Origin of the sequence: Kitasatospora sp. NPDC096140, from assembly GCF_040303045.1 — a bacterium.
Classification (GTDB): domain Bacteria; phylum Actinomycetota; class Actinomycetes; order Streptomycetales; family Streptomycetaceae; genus Kitasatospora.
Genome location: NZ_JBEOUW010000025.1, coordinates 50,045 through 66,832, shown reverse-complemented (window position 1 = coordinate 66,832; position 16,788 = coordinate 50,045). Strand labels below are relative to the sequence as shown.

Annotated in this window: 12 protein-coding genes; all 12 read right to left on the bottom strand. The window is 73.3% G+C overall.

Annotated features, from left to right (window positions below):
• Positions 1 to 49: 49 nt before the first annotated feature.
• The 12 genes from ABT048_RS24885 to sigJ all read right to left on the bottom strand — a co-directional run bounded on the left by ABT048_RS24885 (position 50) and on the right by sigJ (position 16,711).
• The gene (locus tag ABT048_RS24885) at positions 50 to 1,084 is read right to left on the bottom strand and encodes a PstS family phosphate ABC transporter substrate-binding protein (RefSeq protein WP_350523693.1); all 1,035 of its coding nucleotides are present in this window, start codon (positions 1,082 to 1,084) and stop codon (positions 50 to 52) included.
• A gap of 455 nt (positions 1,085 to 1,539) precedes the next feature.
• The gene (locus ABT048_RS24880) at positions 1,540 to 1,944 is read right to left on the bottom strand and encodes a hypothetical protein (RefSeq protein ID WP_350523692.1); all 405 of its coding nucleotides are present in this window, start codon (positions 1,942 to 1,944) and stop codon (positions 1,540 to 1,542) included.
• Complete coding sequence (locus ABT048_RS24875) at positions 1,934 to 2,347, bottom strand: YegP family protein (protein WP_350523691.1); 414 nt, start codon at positions 2,345 to 2,347, stop codon at positions 1,934 to 1,936. The genes ABT048_RS24880 and ABT048_RS24875 overlap by 11 nt, the downstream gene beginning before the upstream one ends.
• 179 nt (positions 2,348 to 2,526) lie before the next feature.
• On the bottom strand, positions 2,527 to 4,350 hold the full coding sequence (locus ABT048_RS24870) for a sensor histidine kinase (protein ID WP_396551195.1): 1,824 nt from the start codon (positions 4,348 to 4,350) through the stop codon (positions 2,527 to 2,529).
• Positions 4,351 to 4,419: 69 nt separating this feature from the next.
• The gene (cydD, locus tag ABT048_RS24865; protein ID WP_350523690.1) at positions 4,420 to 7,968 is read right to left on the bottom strand and encodes a thiol reductant ABC exporter subunit CydD; all 3,549 of its coding nucleotides are present in this window, start codon (positions 7,966 to 7,968) and stop codon (positions 4,420 to 4,422) included.
• A gap of 4 nt (positions 7,969 to 7,972) precedes the next feature.
• On the bottom strand, positions 7,973 to 9,001 hold the full coding sequence (cydB, locus tag ABT048_RS24860; protein WP_350523689.1) for a cytochrome d ubiquinol oxidase subunit II: 1,029 nt from the start codon (positions 8,999 to 9,001) through the stop codon (positions 7,973 to 7,975).
• Between the two features lie 50 nt (positions 9,002 to 9,051).
• Positions 9,052 to 10,596: a cytochrome ubiquinol oxidase subunit I gene (locus tag ABT048_RS24855; protein ID WP_350523688.1), complete on the bottom strand. Its 1,545-nt coding sequence runs from the start codon at positions 10,594 to 10,596 to the stop codon at positions 9,052 to 9,054.
• 411 nt (positions 10,597 to 11,007) lie between these two features.
• Entirely contained in the window at positions 11,008 to 12,372 is a 1,365-nt protein-coding gene (locus ABT048_RS24850; protein WP_350523687.1) for an oxygenase MpaB family protein, read from the bottom strand.
• A complete protein-coding gene (locus ABT048_RS24845) occupies positions 12,365 to 13,009 on the bottom strand; it encodes a Uma2 family endonuclease (RefSeq protein WP_350523686.1) in 645 nt (214 codons plus the stop codon). Before ABT048_RS24845 ends, ABT048_RS24850 begins: the two co-directional genes overlap by 8 nt.
• Positions 13,010 to 13,199: 190 nt before the next feature.
• Entirely contained in the window at positions 13,200 to 14,711 is a 1,512-nt protein-coding gene (locus tag ABT048_RS24840; RefSeq protein ID WP_350523685.1) for a sensor histidine kinase, read from the bottom strand.
• A gap of 15 nt (positions 14,712 to 14,726) precedes the next feature.
• A complete protein-coding gene (locus tag ABT048_RS24835; protein WP_396551085.1) occupies positions 14,727 to 15,554 on the bottom strand; it encodes a response regulator transcription factor in 828 nt (275 codons plus the stop codon).
• 179 nt (positions 15,555 to 15,733) lie between these two features.
• Positions 15,734 to 16,711 carry an RNA polymerase sigma factor SigJ gene (gene sigJ, locus ABT048_RS24830; RefSeq protein ID WP_402808175.1) on the bottom strand — a complete coding sequence of 326 codons (978 nt, stop codon included), beginning with the start codon at positions 16,709 to 16,711 and terminating at the stop codon, positions 15,734 to 15,736.
• Positions 16,712 to 16,788 lie beyond the last annotated feature (77 nt).

Genomic DNA, 16,788 nt, shown 5'->3' with positions numbered 1-16,788 from the left:
CGGCCGCAGGGGCGAGGCCCCTGCGGCCGCCGGGGTGGTGCGGGGTGGCTCAGGAGTGGGTGACGCTGCCGCAGGCGAAGGAGGACAGCGGCAGGAAGCCGAAGCTCTTCAGGTCGGTGGCACCGTTCTTGCAGATCCAGCCGGTCCGGCTGAAGATGGCGCGCAGCGCGTTGCCGTGCGCGTCGGTGGCGGTCCACTCGGCGTCACGGAAGACGTTGTAGACCACGCGGGAGTACGCGGTGGCCGCGAACGCGGAGCTGATGGTCTTGTTCACGGTGTCGACCGGCGCGACGCCGTCGACGGAGCGGATGGTCAGCGGGCCCTGGACGTCGGCGCCACTGCCCTTGCCGAAGTAGACCTGGCCGATGTAGTGGGCCACGGAGTAGGGGGCCAGGGCGTTGACGTCGGCCAGCTTGGGGTCGCTGCCCTGGTTCTCCTGGACGCTGCTGTCCACGCAGGCGCCCGGGGTGACCGCGGTGCCGCCACCGATGGTGGTGAGGAAGAACGAGCGGGTGCCGGAACCGGTCTGCGGCAGGAAGGGCTTGATGGTGGCGTTCGGCAGCGACGGGTTGATCTGCGTCCAGTTGGTGACGGCGCAGGTGTAGATGTCCTTCAGGTTCGCCGTGGTCAGGTTCGCCGGGGCGTTGCCGGCGGACGGCGCGGCCCAGGCGACGGCGTCCTTGGCCATCGCGACGAAGTCGTCGGTGGTCGGGTCGGTCGGCTGCGGGGAGCGCGACGAGCGGGCGAAGTCCACGGTGGCACTGGTGTTGGCGTTCAGCGCGGAGATGCCGGCGCCGGAGCCGTTCGGGCGGGTGATCGGGGTGGCGCCCGACTTGGTGGTGATGGTGCCGGCCGGAATCGCGTCCCAGCTGTACAGGTGCGGGTCGCTCGGGTTGACCAGCGTCGCGTTGTAGTCGGCGGCGATCTGGTTCAGCACGGCCTGGGTGGTGTCCGAGCCGACGCCCACGATGTCCTGGGAGTGCGGCAGGCCGGCCGGGTCGGCGACGGCGGTGCCGGCGAAGACGGTGGCGACCGAGGTCGCCAGGGCGGCGGCGGCAAGCAGGTTGGCAGCGGTCTTACGCATGTTTCTCTTCCTCCGGTGGGAGAGACGTCCATCGCGTGACCCGCACTCCGGTCGGGAGTCCGGGGCCGGTGACCGCGTCCGCTGCGGCCCGTCCGGCAGTGCAGATCCTGTCCGGCGGGCAGGTTCCGCCGGAAGGGAGGTCGAGCCCGGCCGGGGAATGTCGACTCATCGGTTCAGCGAGGTTTAGGTACTGGTCAGCGTGGACGCCACAGGGCCGTGACCGGGCCTCCGAACGGCGTCGACGTTCTTCTCCAGGAAGCTGCTCGGGGTGTTGCCGGAAACCTGGACTTCACCGAAAGCGCACGAACGGAAGGCCGCGAACGATCCGGGGCGGACGGGGCCCGGGCAGCACGGAACGACGACGGAACCGGTGCCGGAACCGGTGCCGGAATGCGGTGACCGGATGCGGTGACGGAATGCGGCACCGAGCTGCGGCACCGGGATGCGGCGGCGGACTACAGCGGTCGGCGGCCGTCGCGCCCGGAACGGCGCAACTCCTGGCCCACCCACTGCAGTCCGGCCAGGAAGCCCTCGATCCCCGCCTGGCACTGGTCGCGCCGCAGGTACCCGCGCGCGCTGCGGGCGACCGGAACGACGGAGGCCGCCCCCGGCCGGGTGCTGCGCACCGGCAGGTAGGCGGCCCAGACCCACTGGCGCCCCTCGGACTGCCCGATCGAACATCGCAGCGCGGTCCGCTCGATCAGCAACTCCCTTACGGCATCAGCGAGTTCATCCTCGCTCCGGTAGGTCCGCGCGCCGACGCCGAGCGGCCTGCCGTTGGCCGCCCGCAGCGCCCAGCCGACGCAGCGGTCGGCCGCCGGCACGACCAGCAGCCGCGGACCGCGCCGCTCAGCGACCATCGGTGCGTCTCAACGGCACTGCGCGCTCCGGCAGTTCGCGCGGCGGCTGCTTGGCGAGCAGCACCACGAAGCGGCGGAAGGCGTTCTGGCAGGTCGCGTACCGCTCGTACGCGCGGCTGGAACGCACCTCGGGGAGGTTGCGCGAGCCCGGGACGACCCAGACCCAGCCGATGCCGTCCCGGACGTGGGTGATGCGGGCGGTCAGCCCGTCCGCCCCGGCCCGCAGGCCGTCGAAGCTCCGCTCGGCCTCGCCGGCCGTCTCGAACGCGGCCGGGGTGATCGCGACGACCCGGCCGTTGGGCGCCTTCAGTTGCCAGCGGTAGCGCCCGTCCGCGGCTCGTTCGGCGCGGAATCCCCCTCGACTTGCCCCTGCTGCGGTATGACCGCGGCCGGAAGCGTCCACTGCCCCCTCCGTCCGGTTACCTTCCGGTTTCCCCTCCGAGACGGAGCAAAGCTATGTGTGCACACAGAGCCGCCGAAAGCCCAGAACGTTCACAACTTGCGCCGTTGGTCGGGAAGTTCTCTCTCGTTTAACTTTCACTTGTCTTTACCGGAGGGTCCGGTTCCAGCCGATGGACACCCTCAGAGCCGGGCCGTCCAGCGCACCGTGGTGCCCTTCCGGTAGGGCCCGCTCTCGTGCCAGGCGTCGCCGCCGAGCGCCTCGGCGCGCCGGGTGAGGTTGAGCAGTCCGCTGCGCCGGCCGCCCTCCGGGATGCCCACGCCGTCGTCGGTCACGGACAGCAGCACGCCCGGCCGGCCGCCCCGGTCCAGCGACTCCGGGTCGCCGCCCACCGGCCGCCCGTCGTCGCCCAGGTGGACGGTCGCGTCGATCTCCACGCCGACCCGCGAGGCCCGCGCGTGCCGCGCCGTGTTGGAGAGCATCTCCCTCAGTGCGGCGAGCAGTTGACGGCCGGTCCTGTCGCCGACCAGGCTCTCCACCGGCCCGACGAAGCTCACCGAGGGCTTGAAGCCGAGCGCCGCCGCGGCCTGGCTGGCCTCGCGCAGCACCCGGGTGCGCAGGGTGTCCGGCGCGTCGCCGTGGTTGTCGTGCTGCAGGGCGTAGATGGTGGTGCGGACCTCCTGGATGGTGGCGTCCAGCTCGTCCACCGCCTTGCCGATGCCGGTCCGCACCTCGGGGACGACCGCCCGGCGGGCCGCGCTCTCCAGCATCATCCCGGTGGCGAAGAGCCGCTGGATCACCAGGTCGTGCAGGTCGCGGGCGATCCGGTCACGGTCCTGGAAGACGGCGAGGCGCTGCTGGTCGCGCTGGCCCTCGGCGAGCCGCAGGGCGAGCGCGGCCTGCGAGGCGAAGGTCTCGGCGAGCTGCTTCTCGCTCTCGGTGAAGGGCAGCGCTCCGCACGGGCGCCACACGCAGAGCCCGCCGAGCACCCGCCCGGCGGCGACCATCGGCACCGCCATCGACGGGCCGAAGCGGCGGGCGAGCCGCATCACCACGGTCGGGTCGCGGGACATGTCGTCCAGGTAGACGCTCTCCCCCGCCAGCAGCCGGGCCGCGAAGCTCTCCTTGGGCAGCAGCTCGCCGCGGACGAACTCGGCCACCTCGCCGGAGGCGTGGGCGACCCGCATCTGCCCGTCCCCCTCGCCCTCCGGGCCGGTCGGCAGCAGGATCATGCCGAGCGCGGCGTCCGCCAACTCCCGTACCTGCTCGGCCGCGACGGTCAGGGCCGCCTCGGCCTGCTCGGCGGAGAGCAGGGCGGTGGTGACGGCGGCGGCGCCGGCGATCCAGCGCTCGCGGCGGCGGCCCTCCTCGTACAGCCGGGAGTTCTCGATGGCGACGCCGGCCGCGGCGGCGAGGGCGTGCACCACCTGCTCGTCCTCGGGGGTGAAGGCGCCGCCGCCCTTCTTCTCGGTGAGGTAGAGGTTGCCGAACACCTCCTCGCGGACCCGGATCGGCACGCCCAGGAAGGTCTTCATCTGCGGGTGCCGGGACGGGAACCCGGAGGAGCGCGGGTCGGCGCCGAGGTCGGCCAGCCGCAGCGGTTCGGGGCGGTCGATGAGCACGCCGAGGATGCCGCGCCCGGCGGGCAGTTCGCCGATCCCGGCGGCGGTCCCGTCGTCGACGCCGACGTGGATGAAGTCGGCCAGTCCGGTGCCGCCGGGGGCGATCACGCCGAGCGCCGCGTAGCGGGCGTCGACCAGCTCGGCGGCCCCGGTGGCGATCCGCTGCAGGGTGGCGTGCAGGTCCAGCCCGGCGCCGATGGAGACCACCGCCTCCAGCAGCCGCTGCATCCGGTCGGTGACGGCGGCGGCCGACTGCAGGCGCTCGGCGACCTCCGTGACCAGGGTGTCCAGGCCGAGCGAGGCGATCTCGGGCACCCGATGGGGTGTCGGCTCGGGGGCGGCCTCGGAGGGGTCCGGCCTGGTGTCCGGCGCGGGGTCCGGCATGGGGTCCATGAAGAAAGACTAGTTTGTACGGTTTTCAGACGACGGGTGCCGGGACCGGCGCCGGCACGGCTAGCGGGCCTCCCCCACCGGCTCCGGCAGGCCCACCCGCTCCGGCAGACCGTCTGCCTCCAGCAGCTCGTCCGCCTCCAGCAGACCGTCCGCCTCCCGCTCCCGCCGCCACATCGCGTGCAGCCGCCCGTCCCGGTCGGCGACCAGCTCCGACCAGCGGCCCCGCTCGGCCACCCGGCCGCCGTCCAGCACCAGCACCTCGTCCACCGTGGTGTCGTCCAGCCCGGCCAGCCGGTGGGTGATCAGCACGGTGGTGCGCCCCTCGGTGGCGGCCAGCAGGTCCGCGGTGAGCGCGTCGGCGGTGGGCAGGTCGAGGTGCTCGGCGGGCTCGTCCAGGACGAGCACGGGGAAGTCCGCGAGCAGGGCCCGGGCGAGGGCGAGCCGCTGGCGCTGGCCGCCGGAGAGGCGGGCGCCGTGCTCCCCGACCATGGTGTCCAGGCCGTCCGGCAGCCCCTGCGTCCAGTCCAGCAGCCGGGCCGCGGCCAGCGCGGCGCGCAGCTCGTCCTCCCCCGCGCCGGGCCGGGCCAGCCGCAGGTTCTCCCGCAGCGAGCTGTCGAAGACGTGCGCGTCCTGCGCGCAGAGCCCGATCACCCGGCGGACGTCCTCGCCCGCGAGCGCGCGGCTGTCCACAGCCTGTGGACGACCGGCGGCGAAGGTGACGGTGCCGGCGCCCGGCTCCAGGAAACGCAGCAGCGCCTGGGCGAGGGTGGTCTTGCCGGAGCCGGACGGGCCGACCACGGCGATCCGGCGCCCGGCGGCCAGGTCCAGGTCCACCCCGGCGAGCGCGTCCACCGGCTGCCCCGGGTGCCGTACGGTCAGCCCGCGCACCGCGACCGGCAGCGGCTGCTCGGGCAGGGCGCGGGGGTCGGCGGGCTCGGCGACCGGCACCGGGGCGGTCAGCACCTCGTCCAGCCGGGCCCGCGCGGCGCGGCTGCGCTGGCGGGCCTGCACGGCGAGCGGCATCCCGGTGACGGCCTCGAAGGCGGCCAGCGGGGTCAGCACCACCACCGCCAGGCAGACCGGCGCCAGCACCCCGGCCCGCACCCCCTGGACGCCGACGGCCGCCGCGGCGGTCACGGTCAGCCCGGTGAGCAGCGCGATCAGCCCGGTGCCGAGCGCCGTGGTGGCGGCCGAGCGGGCGGCCAGCCGGGTCAGCGCGGTGTCGGCGGCGCGGACGGCGGCCAGCCGGCCGGGCAGCGCGCCGGCCACGGTGAGTTCGGCGGTGCCGGTGAAGGCGTCCACCACTGCGGTGGCCAGGTGCCCGCGCGCCGGGGCCTGCCGCCGCTCGGCGCCGGCCGACCAGCGGGCGGCCAGCGCGGGCACCACCGCGCCCGCGAGCAGCAGCCCGAGGCCGAGCACCGCCCCGGCCGCGGGCAGGAAGGCGGCCAGCGCCAGCGTCGAGCCCAGCGCGACGACGCCGCCCACGGCGGCCGGCAGCCGCCAGCGCAGGTAGTGGTCCTGGATCGCGTCCACGTCGGCGACCAGCCGGGAGAGCAGGTCGCCGCGCCGGAAGGCGGGCAGTCCGGCCGGGGCGAGCGCGCTCAGCCGGCGGTGGACGTCGGCCCGCAGGGTGCCGAGGGTGCGCAGCACCGCGTCGTGCGAGACCAGCCGCTCGGCGTAGCGGAAGACGCTGCGGCCGATGCCGAAGGCGCGCACCGAGGTGACGGCCATCATCAGGTAGAGGACCGGCGGCATCTCGGAGGCGCGGGAGATGAGGTAGCCGGAGGTGGCCATCAGGGCGACGGCGCAGCCGAGCGCGAGCGCGCCGAGCAGGACGGACAGCGCCAGCCGGGGCGTGCTGCCGCTCTCGGCCTCCGGCTCCTCGGGGACGGCGGGGGCGGGCGTCGGCCTCCCGCTGTGGGCGAGCGGGGTGACCGGGGCACCGGCCACGACGGCGGCCGGCCCGGCCAGCCGCACCCGCTCGTCCGCGACGGCCAGCAGCGCGGGCCGGTGCGCGACGATCAGCACGGTGCGCGCCGGGTCCTCGGCGAGGGCCCGGACGGCGTCCACGACGGCGGCCTCGGAGGCGCCGTCCAGGTTGGCGGTCGGCTCGTCCAGCAGGACCAGCGGCCGGTCATCGGCGAGCAGCACCCGGGCGAGCGCGAGGCGCTGGCGCTGGCCGGCGGAGAGCCCGGCGCCGTCCTCGCCGAGCCCGGCGGCCAGGTCGGTCACGAAGTCGAGCGCGTGGGCGGCCTCCAGCGCCGTCCACAGCTGCTCGTCGGTGGCGTCGGGCCGGTGGAGCCGCAGGTTGTCGGCGACCGTCCCGGCGAACAGGTGCGGGTGCTGCGGCACCCAGGCGATCTGCCGCTGCCAGCTGCGCGGCTCCAGCTCGGCCAGGTCGTACGAGCGGCCGTCGGCGGCGGTGATCCGGACGGTGCCGGCCCCGGGGGCGGTGAGGCCGAGCAGGACGGCCAGCAGGGTGGACTTGCCGGCGCCGCTCGGGCCGGTCAGGGCGGTGGTGGTGCCCGGACGCAGGGTCAGCCCGGCGCCGTCCAGCGCGGGCTCGGTCCGTCCGGGGTGGCGCACGACCAGGCCCTCGGCGCCGATCACGGCCCCGGCGAGGGCGGGCGCGGGCACCGTGCCGGCGGCGGGCAGCGGGGTCTCCAGCACCCGGAACAGCTCGTCGGCGGCGGTCAGCCCCTCGACGCTGGAGTGGTAGAGCGCGCCGACCTGGCGGATCGGGAAGTACACCTCGGGGGCGAGGACCAGGATCAGCAGGCCGGTTTCCAGGTCGAGCGTGCCGTCCACCAGCCGGAAGCCGACGGTGACCGCGACCAGCGCGACGGACAGGGTGGAGAGCAGCTCCAGGGTGAAGGAGGAGACGAAGGCGATCCGCAGGGTCCGCAGGGTGGCCCGGCGGTAGTCGGCGGTGATCCGGGCGATGGTGGCGGCCTGGGTGCGGGCCCGGTTGAACACCTTGAGGGTGGGCAGCCCCGCGACGACGTCCAGGAAGTGGTGCGAGAGCCGGGCCAGGGTGTCCCACTGCCGGTCCATCCGGGACTGGGTGGCCATCCCGATCAGCACCATGAACAGCGGGATCAGCGGCAGCGTCCCGGCGATGATCGCGGCCGAGGTGAAGTCGGCGCCGACGATCCGCAGCAGCACGATCACCGGGACGACGACGGCCAGCGCCAGCTGCGGCAGGTACCGGGCGAAGTAGTCGTCCAGCGCGTCGATGCCGCGGGTGGCGAGGGTGGTGAGTTCGCCGGTGCGCCGGCCCGCCAGGTAGGACGGGCCGAGCGCGGTGGCGTGGTCGAGCAGCCGGCGCCGCAGGGTGGACTTCACGCGGGCGACGGACCGGTGCGCGGTGAGCTCGGTGAGCCAGCCGACCAGCCCGCGCCCGACGGCCGTCAGGGCGAGCAGCAGCAGCGGCGTGGTCAGTTCGCCGAGCGTCGCCCCGCGCTGGAAGGCGCGGACGACGATCTCGGCGATCAGACTCGCCTGGGCGACCACCAGGGCCGCGCCCGCCGCGCCGAGGAGCACGGATCCGGCGAGGAAGGCCCGGGTGGTGCGGGCGTACCCGAGGAGTCGGGGGTCGACCGGCTTCATCGCGTCAGACCCGGTCGAGCGGGGCGGCGGCCGGGGCGTGCCCGGGGATGTGCTGGACGCCGATCCGCTTGCGGAACACCCAGTACGTCCAGCCCTGGTAGAGCAGCACCAGCGGGGTGAACACCGCCGCCACGACGGTCATCAGCTTCAGCGTGTACGGCGAGGAGGCGGCGTTGGAGACGGTCAGGCTCCAGCCGGCGTTCAGGGTGGACGGCATGACGTTCGGGAAGAGCGCCAGGAAGAGCATCGCCACGGCGGCCACGATCGTCGCCCCGGAGAGGACGAACGCCCAGCCCTCGCGGCCGAGCTGGTTGGCGACCAGGGCGCCGGCCAGGGCCAGGACGGCGATCACCAGGGCGGCGAGGCTGCGGCCGTTGCCGCTGTCCGCCTGGGTCCAGACCAGGAAGACCAGCGCCAGCACGGCGGTGGCCAGTCCGGCCTGCAGGGCGGCCCGGCGGGCCCGCTCGCGGATCTCGCCGACCGTCTTGAGCGCGGCGAACACCGCGCCGTGGAAGGTGAACAGGGCGAGCGTCACCAGGCCGCCGAGCAGCGCGTACGGGTTCAGCAGGTCCCCGAGGGTGCCGACGTAGTTCTTCTGCGCGTCGATGTCCACGCCGCGCACGATGTTGGCGAAGGCCACGCCCCAGAGGAAGGCCGGCAGGAGGGAGGTCCAGAAGATGGCCTCCTCCCAGTTCCGCTGCCAGCGGGCGCCGTCGCGCTTGGCCCGGTACTCGAAGGCCACGCCGCGCACGATCAGGCAGACCAGGATCACCAGCAGCGGGACGTAGAAGCCGCTGAAGAGCGTCGCGTACCAGTCCGGGAAGGCGGCGAAGGTGGCGCCGCCGGCGGTCAGCAGCCAGACCTCGTTGCCGTCCCAGACCGGGCCGATGGTGTTGATCAGGACCCGTCTCTCGGCGGTGTCGCGGGCCAGGCCCTTGGTCAGGATGCCGATCCCGAAGTCGAAGCCCTCCAGGAAGAAGTAGCCGATCCACAGGACCGCGATCAGCACGAACCAGACGTCGTGGAGTTGCATGTCAGATCCTCAGTTCCGCAGTGGTCCTCAGTGCCCCGTGTCCCGGTGCCTCAGTAGGCGAAGGCGAGCGGCTTGTCGGCGTCCTCGTCCGAGGACGGTCCGCGCAGCGAGGGGACCTCGGTGGGCGGCTGCTCGGTCACCACCGGGCCGGCCTTGGCGTACTTGACCAGCAGCCGGACCTCGACGACCGCGAGGATCGCGTACAGCGTGGTGAAGGTGGCCAGCGCCCCGATCTGGGTGCCGACGCCGACGTTGGGGGAGACCGCGCTGGAGGTGGTCATCAGGCCGAAGACGGCCCAGGGCTGGCGGCCCATCTCGGTGAAGATCCAGCCGAAGCTGTTGGCGATCAGCGGGAAGCCCATGGTCAGGATGCCGATCCGCCAGCTCCACGTGGTCAGCAGCGGGCTGAGTTCGCGTCCGGGGGTGAGCATCAGCCGGGGCACCTCGGTGTCGCCGGTGCGGAACGCGGGGCGCAGGAAGAGCTTCTTCCGGGTGGTCCAGAGGCCGATCAGGCCGGCCACGAAGGAGGTCATCCCGAAGCCGATCATGAGGCGGAAGCCCCAGTAGGTGACGAAGATGCTCGGGATGTAGTCCTTGGGGTCGCCGCCGTGCAGCGCGGCCTCGGCGGCCGCGGTGTCGTTGATGCCGGGGACGGAGGAGCTGAAGTCGCTGTGGGCGAGGAAGGACAGCACCCCGGGGACCTCCAGGGCGACCGAGTTGTGGCCCTTGCCGACGTCGCCGACCGCGAAGACGGAGAACGGCGCGGGCGACTGGGTGTCCCACAGGGCCTCGGCGGCGGCCATCTTCATCGGCTGCTGCTCGAACATGACCTTGCCCAGCTCGTCGCCGCTGAGCGCGGTGCCGGCGCCGAAGACCACGGCGAGCACCAGGCCGAGCCGCAGCGAGGTGCGCATCGAGGCGGTCTTCCTCGCGTCGGCGGTCTCCGGCCTGCGCTTGGCCTTCCAGAGGTGGAAGGAGGAGATGCCGACCATGAAGGCGGCGCCGGTGAGGAAGGCGGCGGTCAGGGTGTGGGCGACGACGGTGAGGGTGGTGTTCTGGAACAGCACCTTGGTGATGTCGGTCAGCTGCGCCTTGCCGGTGGCCGGGTCTATCGCGTACCCGACGGGGTGCTGCATCCAGGAGTTGGCGGCCAGGATGAAGTAGGCGGAGAGCACGGTGCCCAGCGCGACCATCCAGATGCAGGCGCAGTGGATCTTCCTCGGCAGCTTGTCCCAGCCGAAGATCCACAGGCCGATGAAGGTGGACTCGAAGAAGAAGGCGATCAGCGCCTCCATCGCGAGCGGGGCGCCGAAGACGTCACCGACGAAGCGGGAGTAGTCGGACCAGTTCATGCCGAACTGGAACTCCTGGACGATTCCGGTGACGACGCCCATCGCGATGTTGATGAGGAAGAGCTTTCCCCAGAACTTGGTCGCGTGGAAGTACTTCTCCTTGTTCGTCCGCACCCAGGCGGTCTCCAGACCGGCCACGACCGCGGCCAGGCTGATCGTGAGCGGAACGAAGAGGAAGTGGTAGACGGTGGTGATGCCGAATTGCCATCGCGCAATGGTCTCGTGAGCGATTGCCAGTTCCACGTCGCCCTCTCTCCCAACCGGCCCGCACGTTCGACGGGCGCATTCCGGACAAACTTCTTGTGTAGCCGTAGACCGTCGCCAAGCCGTGCAAGCTTGTCCGCTTGTGAACGTGAACACGTTCACAAGGGCCAGTATCCACCATCCTTACGGGGGAACTGCAGGTGGGGTGGGGTTGACGAACCTGTGCGGTGCGTCACGGTTTGCCGCGCGGTGCGCACAGTCTGCGGACCCGGCCCCGGCCGGGGCAACGAACGACCGGGCGGATGCGGACGGGCTCTTGGCCGAACCGGCGCTTGACAGGCCGACGCCCCGCTTGCACCCCGCGAGCGGAGCGAGCCGGGCCCGGCCGGCCCGACCGGGCGCGGCGGTGCCGGCAGGTCCGGTCAGGCGCGGCGGTGCCGGCAGGTCCGGTCAGGCGCGGCCGAGGAGCTGAGTGCCCGAGGTGGAGTCGGCGCGGGCGGTGAAGAACTCGGTGAAGCCGTGCAGGAACTCCTCCCGGGTGATCCGGCCGTCCCCGTCCGTGTCCAACTGGCGGAAACCGTGCGACAGCTCGACCGGATGCACCCGCGGACCGCCGAACACCGCGCGGTACTCGTCGAACTCCAGGAAGCCGCTGCCGTCGGTGTCGGCGGCGGTGAACACCGCCCGCAGCGCGGGCAGCAGCCCCTGCTCCAGGTAGGCCCCGTCCCGGTCGCAGCCGGCCACGGTGGCCGCCACGAACTCCTCCCGGCTGACCTTCCCGTCGCCGTTCGCGTCCATCGCCGCGCGCAGCTGCTCCCACCAGCCCTCGAAGGCCTCGTGCACCCGGGCCTCACCGGCCTCGTCCAGCTCCAGCTGCCAGCAGACGTTGTGCGCCATCGCCCGCAGGTCGTGCACGGTGACGAAGCCGTCGCCGGTCTGGTCCAGCACCTCGCGGAAGAACCGGTCCAGCCGGGGCCCGCGGGTGTCGCGCTGCGGGCGGTAGCGGCGCCCGCCCGGATCGGCCTGTTCCGCGGAGCGGTAGCGCGCGCGGTCCGGGAGGCGGGCGACCAGCGCCCCGGCGCCGCGGTGCAGCACCAGGGACAGCAGCGCGCCGCGCCGGGTCGCGGCCAGCCCGAACCGCTCCCGGACCACCGGTGGCAGGTCGGCCGCCGTCAGCTCGGTGATCACCCGGGCGACGACGCCCCGGACCACCCGCCAGCCGGCGTCCCCGAGGAACCACAGCCGCCGCGGCCGGGGCGCCTCGCGCAGCAGGTCGCCCATCAGGTAGCGCGCCGCCTCGGTGAACTCCAGCTTCTCGCGGGCGTACCGGGCGAAGTAGGGGGGCAAGTCCTTGGCCGTGGGCGGCAGTTCACCCTCGGGCAGGTCGAAGGCGGCCACCGCCTGCTTGAACTCGTCGTACGCCTGCTCCAGTTGGGCCGCGTCGTAGCCGTCGCCGCCCAGCCGCCGCATCGCGACCACGCACTCGAAGAGCGTCAGCAGCACCCACGCCCTGGTCCCGGCGTCCCGGGCGTCGTACGGCCGCCCGTCCGGCCCCGTCCCCCGGATCCGCTTGTGCGCCCGGTCCAGCCGCGCGATCTCCCGCCGCAGCGTCTCCGCGTCCTGGTAGAACAGCCGGCGCCCGCTCCCCAGCGTGTGCTCCACCCGCCGCCACGGGTGCGCCCGGTACGTCGAGTGCTCCGCCATCCCGGCCCCGACCACCGGATCCGCCGCCTGCAGCACCAGCAGCCGCCACGCGACCAGGGCGATCCGCCACTCGGAGAGGTCCCGCTTGAACGACACCGCGCGCTCAGCCACGGCGCTCGCCGGTGATCCCGGGACCGATCACGAAACCCTTGGCGGGGCCTTCGGGGATCACGGCCTCCTTGCCGTAGGGGACCCGGGTCGAGGAGGCGTAGGCACGGCGCTCCCGGTCCGGCTCGGTCAGGACGGTGACGGCACCGCCGTCGTCGTAGTCGTCGATGATCACGTACACCGGGATGCCGGCGGCGGCGTAGGCGCGGTGCTTCAGGATGTGATCGCGTTTGCGAGCCTCGGCGCCGGGCGAGACGGTCTCGATGACGAGTGGCACGCCGGAGGCCGACAGTCCCACACCCTCGGGATGCTCGATCTCATCGGTGTCGTCGGGCGCCACGAAGACATCCGGGATGAGCACCTTGAGATCGGCAATGACGTTGCCGTCCTGCGCGGGGCCGTAGCCGGTCCCCCTCAGATGGTCATACAGAGCCCGACCCAACCGCCTGTTGACGGTGAAGTGGCGAGTTCCGCCAGTGGGTGACAACGTGATCGTCCCCTCGATGATCTCCGCTCGGAAGCCCTCGGGCACATCCATGGACTTCCACGCTTGCCACAGCACCTGGTCCAGGTTCACGGCGACGGTCCTCTCGGCGATGGCCTTCTCGGCGACGGCCCTCTCGGCAACGAGCGCGCTCATGGGAACACCCCACTTCCCGTCCAGTGTGGTCAGCCCGTGCGAGTCCGCACAAGCAACGGCAGCACGGTCGCACACGACCGGGGGGCCGGTCGGGTGATCGACGATCGGTTCACTCGATCGGGGCGTTTGGGGCCCGAAATACCCGGTCAGCAAGGGAATTGACGGGCCGACATCTCTCCGGCGCCGGCGCTCAGCAGGGCCGGTCGGCGTTGTTGGGAAGTTCGACCCGGAACGTCGCACCCTCGCCGGGCGCGGTGTCCAGGCTGAGGGTCCCGCCGTGCGCGCGGGTGAGGGCGGTGGCGATGGCGAGACCGAGTCCGGCGCCGCCGCCGTTGTCGCGGCTGCGCGAGGCGTCCACCCGGAAGAAGCGGTCGAAGACCCGCTGGGCCTGCTCCTCGGTGAGGCCCGGGCCGGTGTCGGCGACCTCCAGCAGGCAGACGCCGCCGGGCCCGGCGCCCACCCCGATCCGCACCGGGGTGCCGGCCGGGGTGTGCTTGACCGCGTTGCCGACCAGGTTGGTCACCACCTGCCGCAGCCGCGCCTCGTCGCCGAGGACGGGCGCCGCGCCGGGCGCGCCCGTGCCGGAGGGGCCGGTGAGCGCGACGGGCCGGCTGGGGTCGAGCGCGGTGAGGTCGTGCAGGGCGTCGGCGGCGAGGGTGCGCAGGTCCATCGGGGCGAGGTCGAGCGGGCGTTCCTCGTCCAGCCGGGCGAGCACCAGCAGGTCCTCGACCAGGGCGCCCATCCGGTCGGCCTCGCTCTCGATCCGGGTCATGGTGCGCTTGACGTCCGCCTCGTTGGGCAGCGCGCCCATGCGGTACAGCTCGGCGAAGCCGCGGATCCCGGCCAGCGGGGTGCGCAGCTCGTGCGAGGCGTCGGCGACGAAGCGCCGCATCCGGGCCTCGGACTCGGCGCGGGCCGCGAAGGCCGCCTCGATCTGGGTGAGCATCCCGTTGAGCGCGACCGACAGCCGTCCGACCTCCGTGCCCGGGGAGAGTTCGGGCATCCGGTGCGACAGCTCGCCGGCCGCGATCCGCTCGGCGCCCTCCTCGATCCGCCGCAGCGGCCGCAGCCCGGCCCGTACCGCGAAGAAGCCGAGCGCGGCGATCAGCAGCAGGACGGCGCCGCCGATGGCCAGGAAGGAGGTGCGCAGCTTGCCGAGGGTGGCGTCGATGTCCTCGCGGGAGACGGCGACCATGACGTGGGTCGGGGTGGCCGTCGGGGAGGCGTACGCGTTGGCGCCGACGGCCGGACCGCGGGGAGCCTGGAGCGGCAGCACCAGCACCCGCCAGCGGTGCTCGCCGCGCTGGTCGGGCAGGTCGAAGGGGACGTCGGGGGCGGTCCGCGCCGGGTCCAGGCCGGCCAGCTGCGGCGCCGGGTCGGTGTCCGCGACGGGCTGGCGCATCACCGCCTGGACCTTGCCGTCCGCGGAGAGGTACTGCACGAGGTACTGGCTGGGCAGCATGATCCGGCGGCCGGTGACGGCGGGCCGGCCGGGGTTGGGGGTGGACACCTGGGCCGGGGGCTTGCGGGACAGCGGCAGCCCGTACCGCTGGAGCTGCTCGTCGAGCTGCTCCACCAGCTGGCTCCGGACGGTGCCGACGACGAAGGCGTCGCTGACCGCGAGGCCGGTGGTGACCAGCGCCAGTGCGAGCACCAGCAGCCGGGCGCGCAGCGACAGCCGTGAGGAGAACCGGGCGAACACGTGCGGCGGTACCTGTCAGCCCTGCGGGGGGCGGCGCAGTGCGTAGCCGATGCCGCGCACGGTGTGGATCAGCTTGGGGCCGTGCGCCGGGCCGGAGTCGAGCTTGCGGCGCAGGTAGGAGATGTACGACTCGACGATGGAGAGGTCGCCGCCGAAGTCGTAGGCCCACACGTGGTCGAGGATCTGCGCCTTGGAGACCACCCGGCCGACGTTGGCCATCAGGTAGTGCAGGAGCTTGAACTCGGTCGGGGAGAGCGAGACCGGGGTGCCGCTGCGGGTGACCTCGTGGGCGACCGGGTCGAGGCTGAGGTCGGCGACGACCAGGCGGCCGTCCTCGGCGGGCCCGCCGGCCCGGCGCAGGATGGCGCGGATCCGGGCGATCAGCTCTTCGAGGCTGAACGGCTTGGTGACGTAGTCGTCCGCGCCCGCGGCGAGGCCCTGGACCTTGTCGCCGACGCCGTCCTTGGCGGTGAGGAAGAGCACCGGCAGGTGGTCGCCGGGGTGCCCGTGCGCCGGCCCGGCTATCTGGCCGCGGCTGGTGCGCTCGCGCAGCTTCTCGACGACGGTGAAGCCGTCGAGGTCGGGGAGCATCACGTCGAGCACGACCAGGTCGGGGCGCTCGGCCGCGATCAGTTCGAGCGCCTCGGTGCCGCTGGCGGCGGAGGCGACCCGGAAGCCGGAGAAGCGCAGCGAGGCGGAGAGCAGTTCGCGGATGTTGGGCTCGTCGTCCACGACGAGCAGGAACGCCTCGCCCTGGCCCCCGGCCACCGTGGAGCCGCCTGGTGTGGTGACAGTGCCTTGCACGGGGCTTCGGCCTCCCGGTCGGACGATGACGTTCAGCATGAGGCTAGCTCTCGGAGGCTACGCGGCATGGATGAATGTTGGATTAACACCTTATCGGTCGGTTTTACGACGACAAGGCCATAGCGGGGCGCTCGGTGGTGTGCGGACGGGCGTGAACACGCCCGGCGCGCCCCCGGACAACAGTGCCCGCCCCTGCCCAGTCGCCGGTATGACCTGGCTCACTCCCCCGCGCCCGGAGCCCCGACCGGCGGGTGCAGGTCGGCCCACGGACGGAGCTTCTCCGGGTTGCGCACCGCCCAGATGTGGGTGATCCGGTCGTCGGCGATCCGGAAGGCGATCACCGTGACCGTGACGCCGCCCTGCCGGGCGACCAGACCGGGCAGGCCGTTGACGGTGCACTCCAGCAGCGTCGTCGCCGGCGCCAGGCGGGCGATCTCCAGGTAGGCGCGGGCGATCCGTTCGTTCCCCGACAGCGGGTGCGGCAGGGCGCCGACCAGGCCGCCGCTGTCGGCGATCACGGTGGCGCCGGGATCGAGCACGCCCATCAGCGACCTCAGGTCCTTCGCCTCCCAGGCCCGTTTGAACTCCCGCACCACGGCCGCCTGCGCGCCCGTCGGCACCGCCGGGGCCTGCGCGACGCGGATCCGGCGGCGGGCCGAGGTGGCCAGCTGACGGCAGGCGGCCGGCGAGCGGCCGACGATCGCGGCCACCTCGGCGAACGGGTACCGGAAGACGTCGTGCAGGACGAAGGCGACGCGTTCGGCCGGCGTCATGGACTCCAGCACGACGAGGAAGGCCATGCCGACCGACTCGTCCAGGGTGATCCGGTCCGCCGGGTCCGCCGCCGCGGTCGTCGCGGCGGACGTCCACTCCCGGCCCTCCGGCAGCGGCTCGGGGATCCACTCGCCCACGTAGCGCTCCCGCCGCACTCTGGCCGAGCCGAGGACGTTGAGGCAGATCCGGCTGGCGACCGTCGTCAGCCAGCCGCCGGGGGAGCCGATCGCCTCCCGCTCCCGCCGGGGCATCGCGTACCAGCGGGCGTAGGTCTCCTGCACCACGTCCTCGGCGTCGGCCAGCGAGCCGAGCAGCCGGTACGCAAGATTGATCAACCGCCGCCGCTCGCCCATGATCGCGCCCGGACCCTCGTCCCGCACCGGTCCCCGCCCCTTCGCCTCGTCGTCGGACTCCTCACCCATCTGACAGGACCGCGCAGCGGAATGTGACGCCTTTGCCGTCACCTCACATCCCGGACCGCTGTCCTGTCGTACCGCTC

What these genes read in the sequence shown, in the direction of transcription:
- ABT048_RS24845 (WP_350523686.1), bottom strand. Translation starts at nt 13,009, where the DNA reads ATGAGCGCGCTCGTTGCCGAGAGGGCCGTCGCCGAGAAGGCCATCGCC.
- ABT048_RS24880 (WP_350523692.1), bottom strand. Translation starts at nt 1,944, where the DNA reads ATGGTCGCTGAGCGGCGCGGTCCGCGGCTGCTGGTCGTGCCGGCGGCC.
- sigJ (WP_402808175.1), bottom strand. Translation starts at nt 16,711, where the DNA reads ATGGGTGAGGAGTCCGACGACGAGGCGAAGGGGCGGGGACCGGTGCGG.
- ABT048_RS24870 (WP_396551195.1), bottom strand. Translation starts at nt 4,350, where the DNA reads ATGCCGGACCCCGCGCCGGACACCAGGCCGGACCCCTCCGAGGCCGCC.
- cydD (WP_350523690.1), bottom strand. Translation starts at nt 7,968, where the DNA reads ATGAAGCCGGTCGACCCCCGACTCCTCGGGTACGCCCGCACCACCCGG.
- cydB (WP_350523689.1), bottom strand. Translation starts at nt 9,001, where the DNA reads ATGCAACTCCACGACGTCTGGTTCGTGCTGATCGCGGTCCTGTGGATC.
- ABT048_RS24835 (WP_396551085.1), bottom strand. Translation starts at nt 15,554, where the DNA reads ATGCTGAACGTCATCGTCCGACCGGGAGGCCGAAGCCCCGTGCAAGGC.
- ABT048_RS24885 (WP_350523693.1), bottom strand. Translation starts at nt 1,084, where the DNA reads ATGCGTAAGACCGCTGCCAACCTGCTTGCCGCCGCCGCCCTGGCGACC.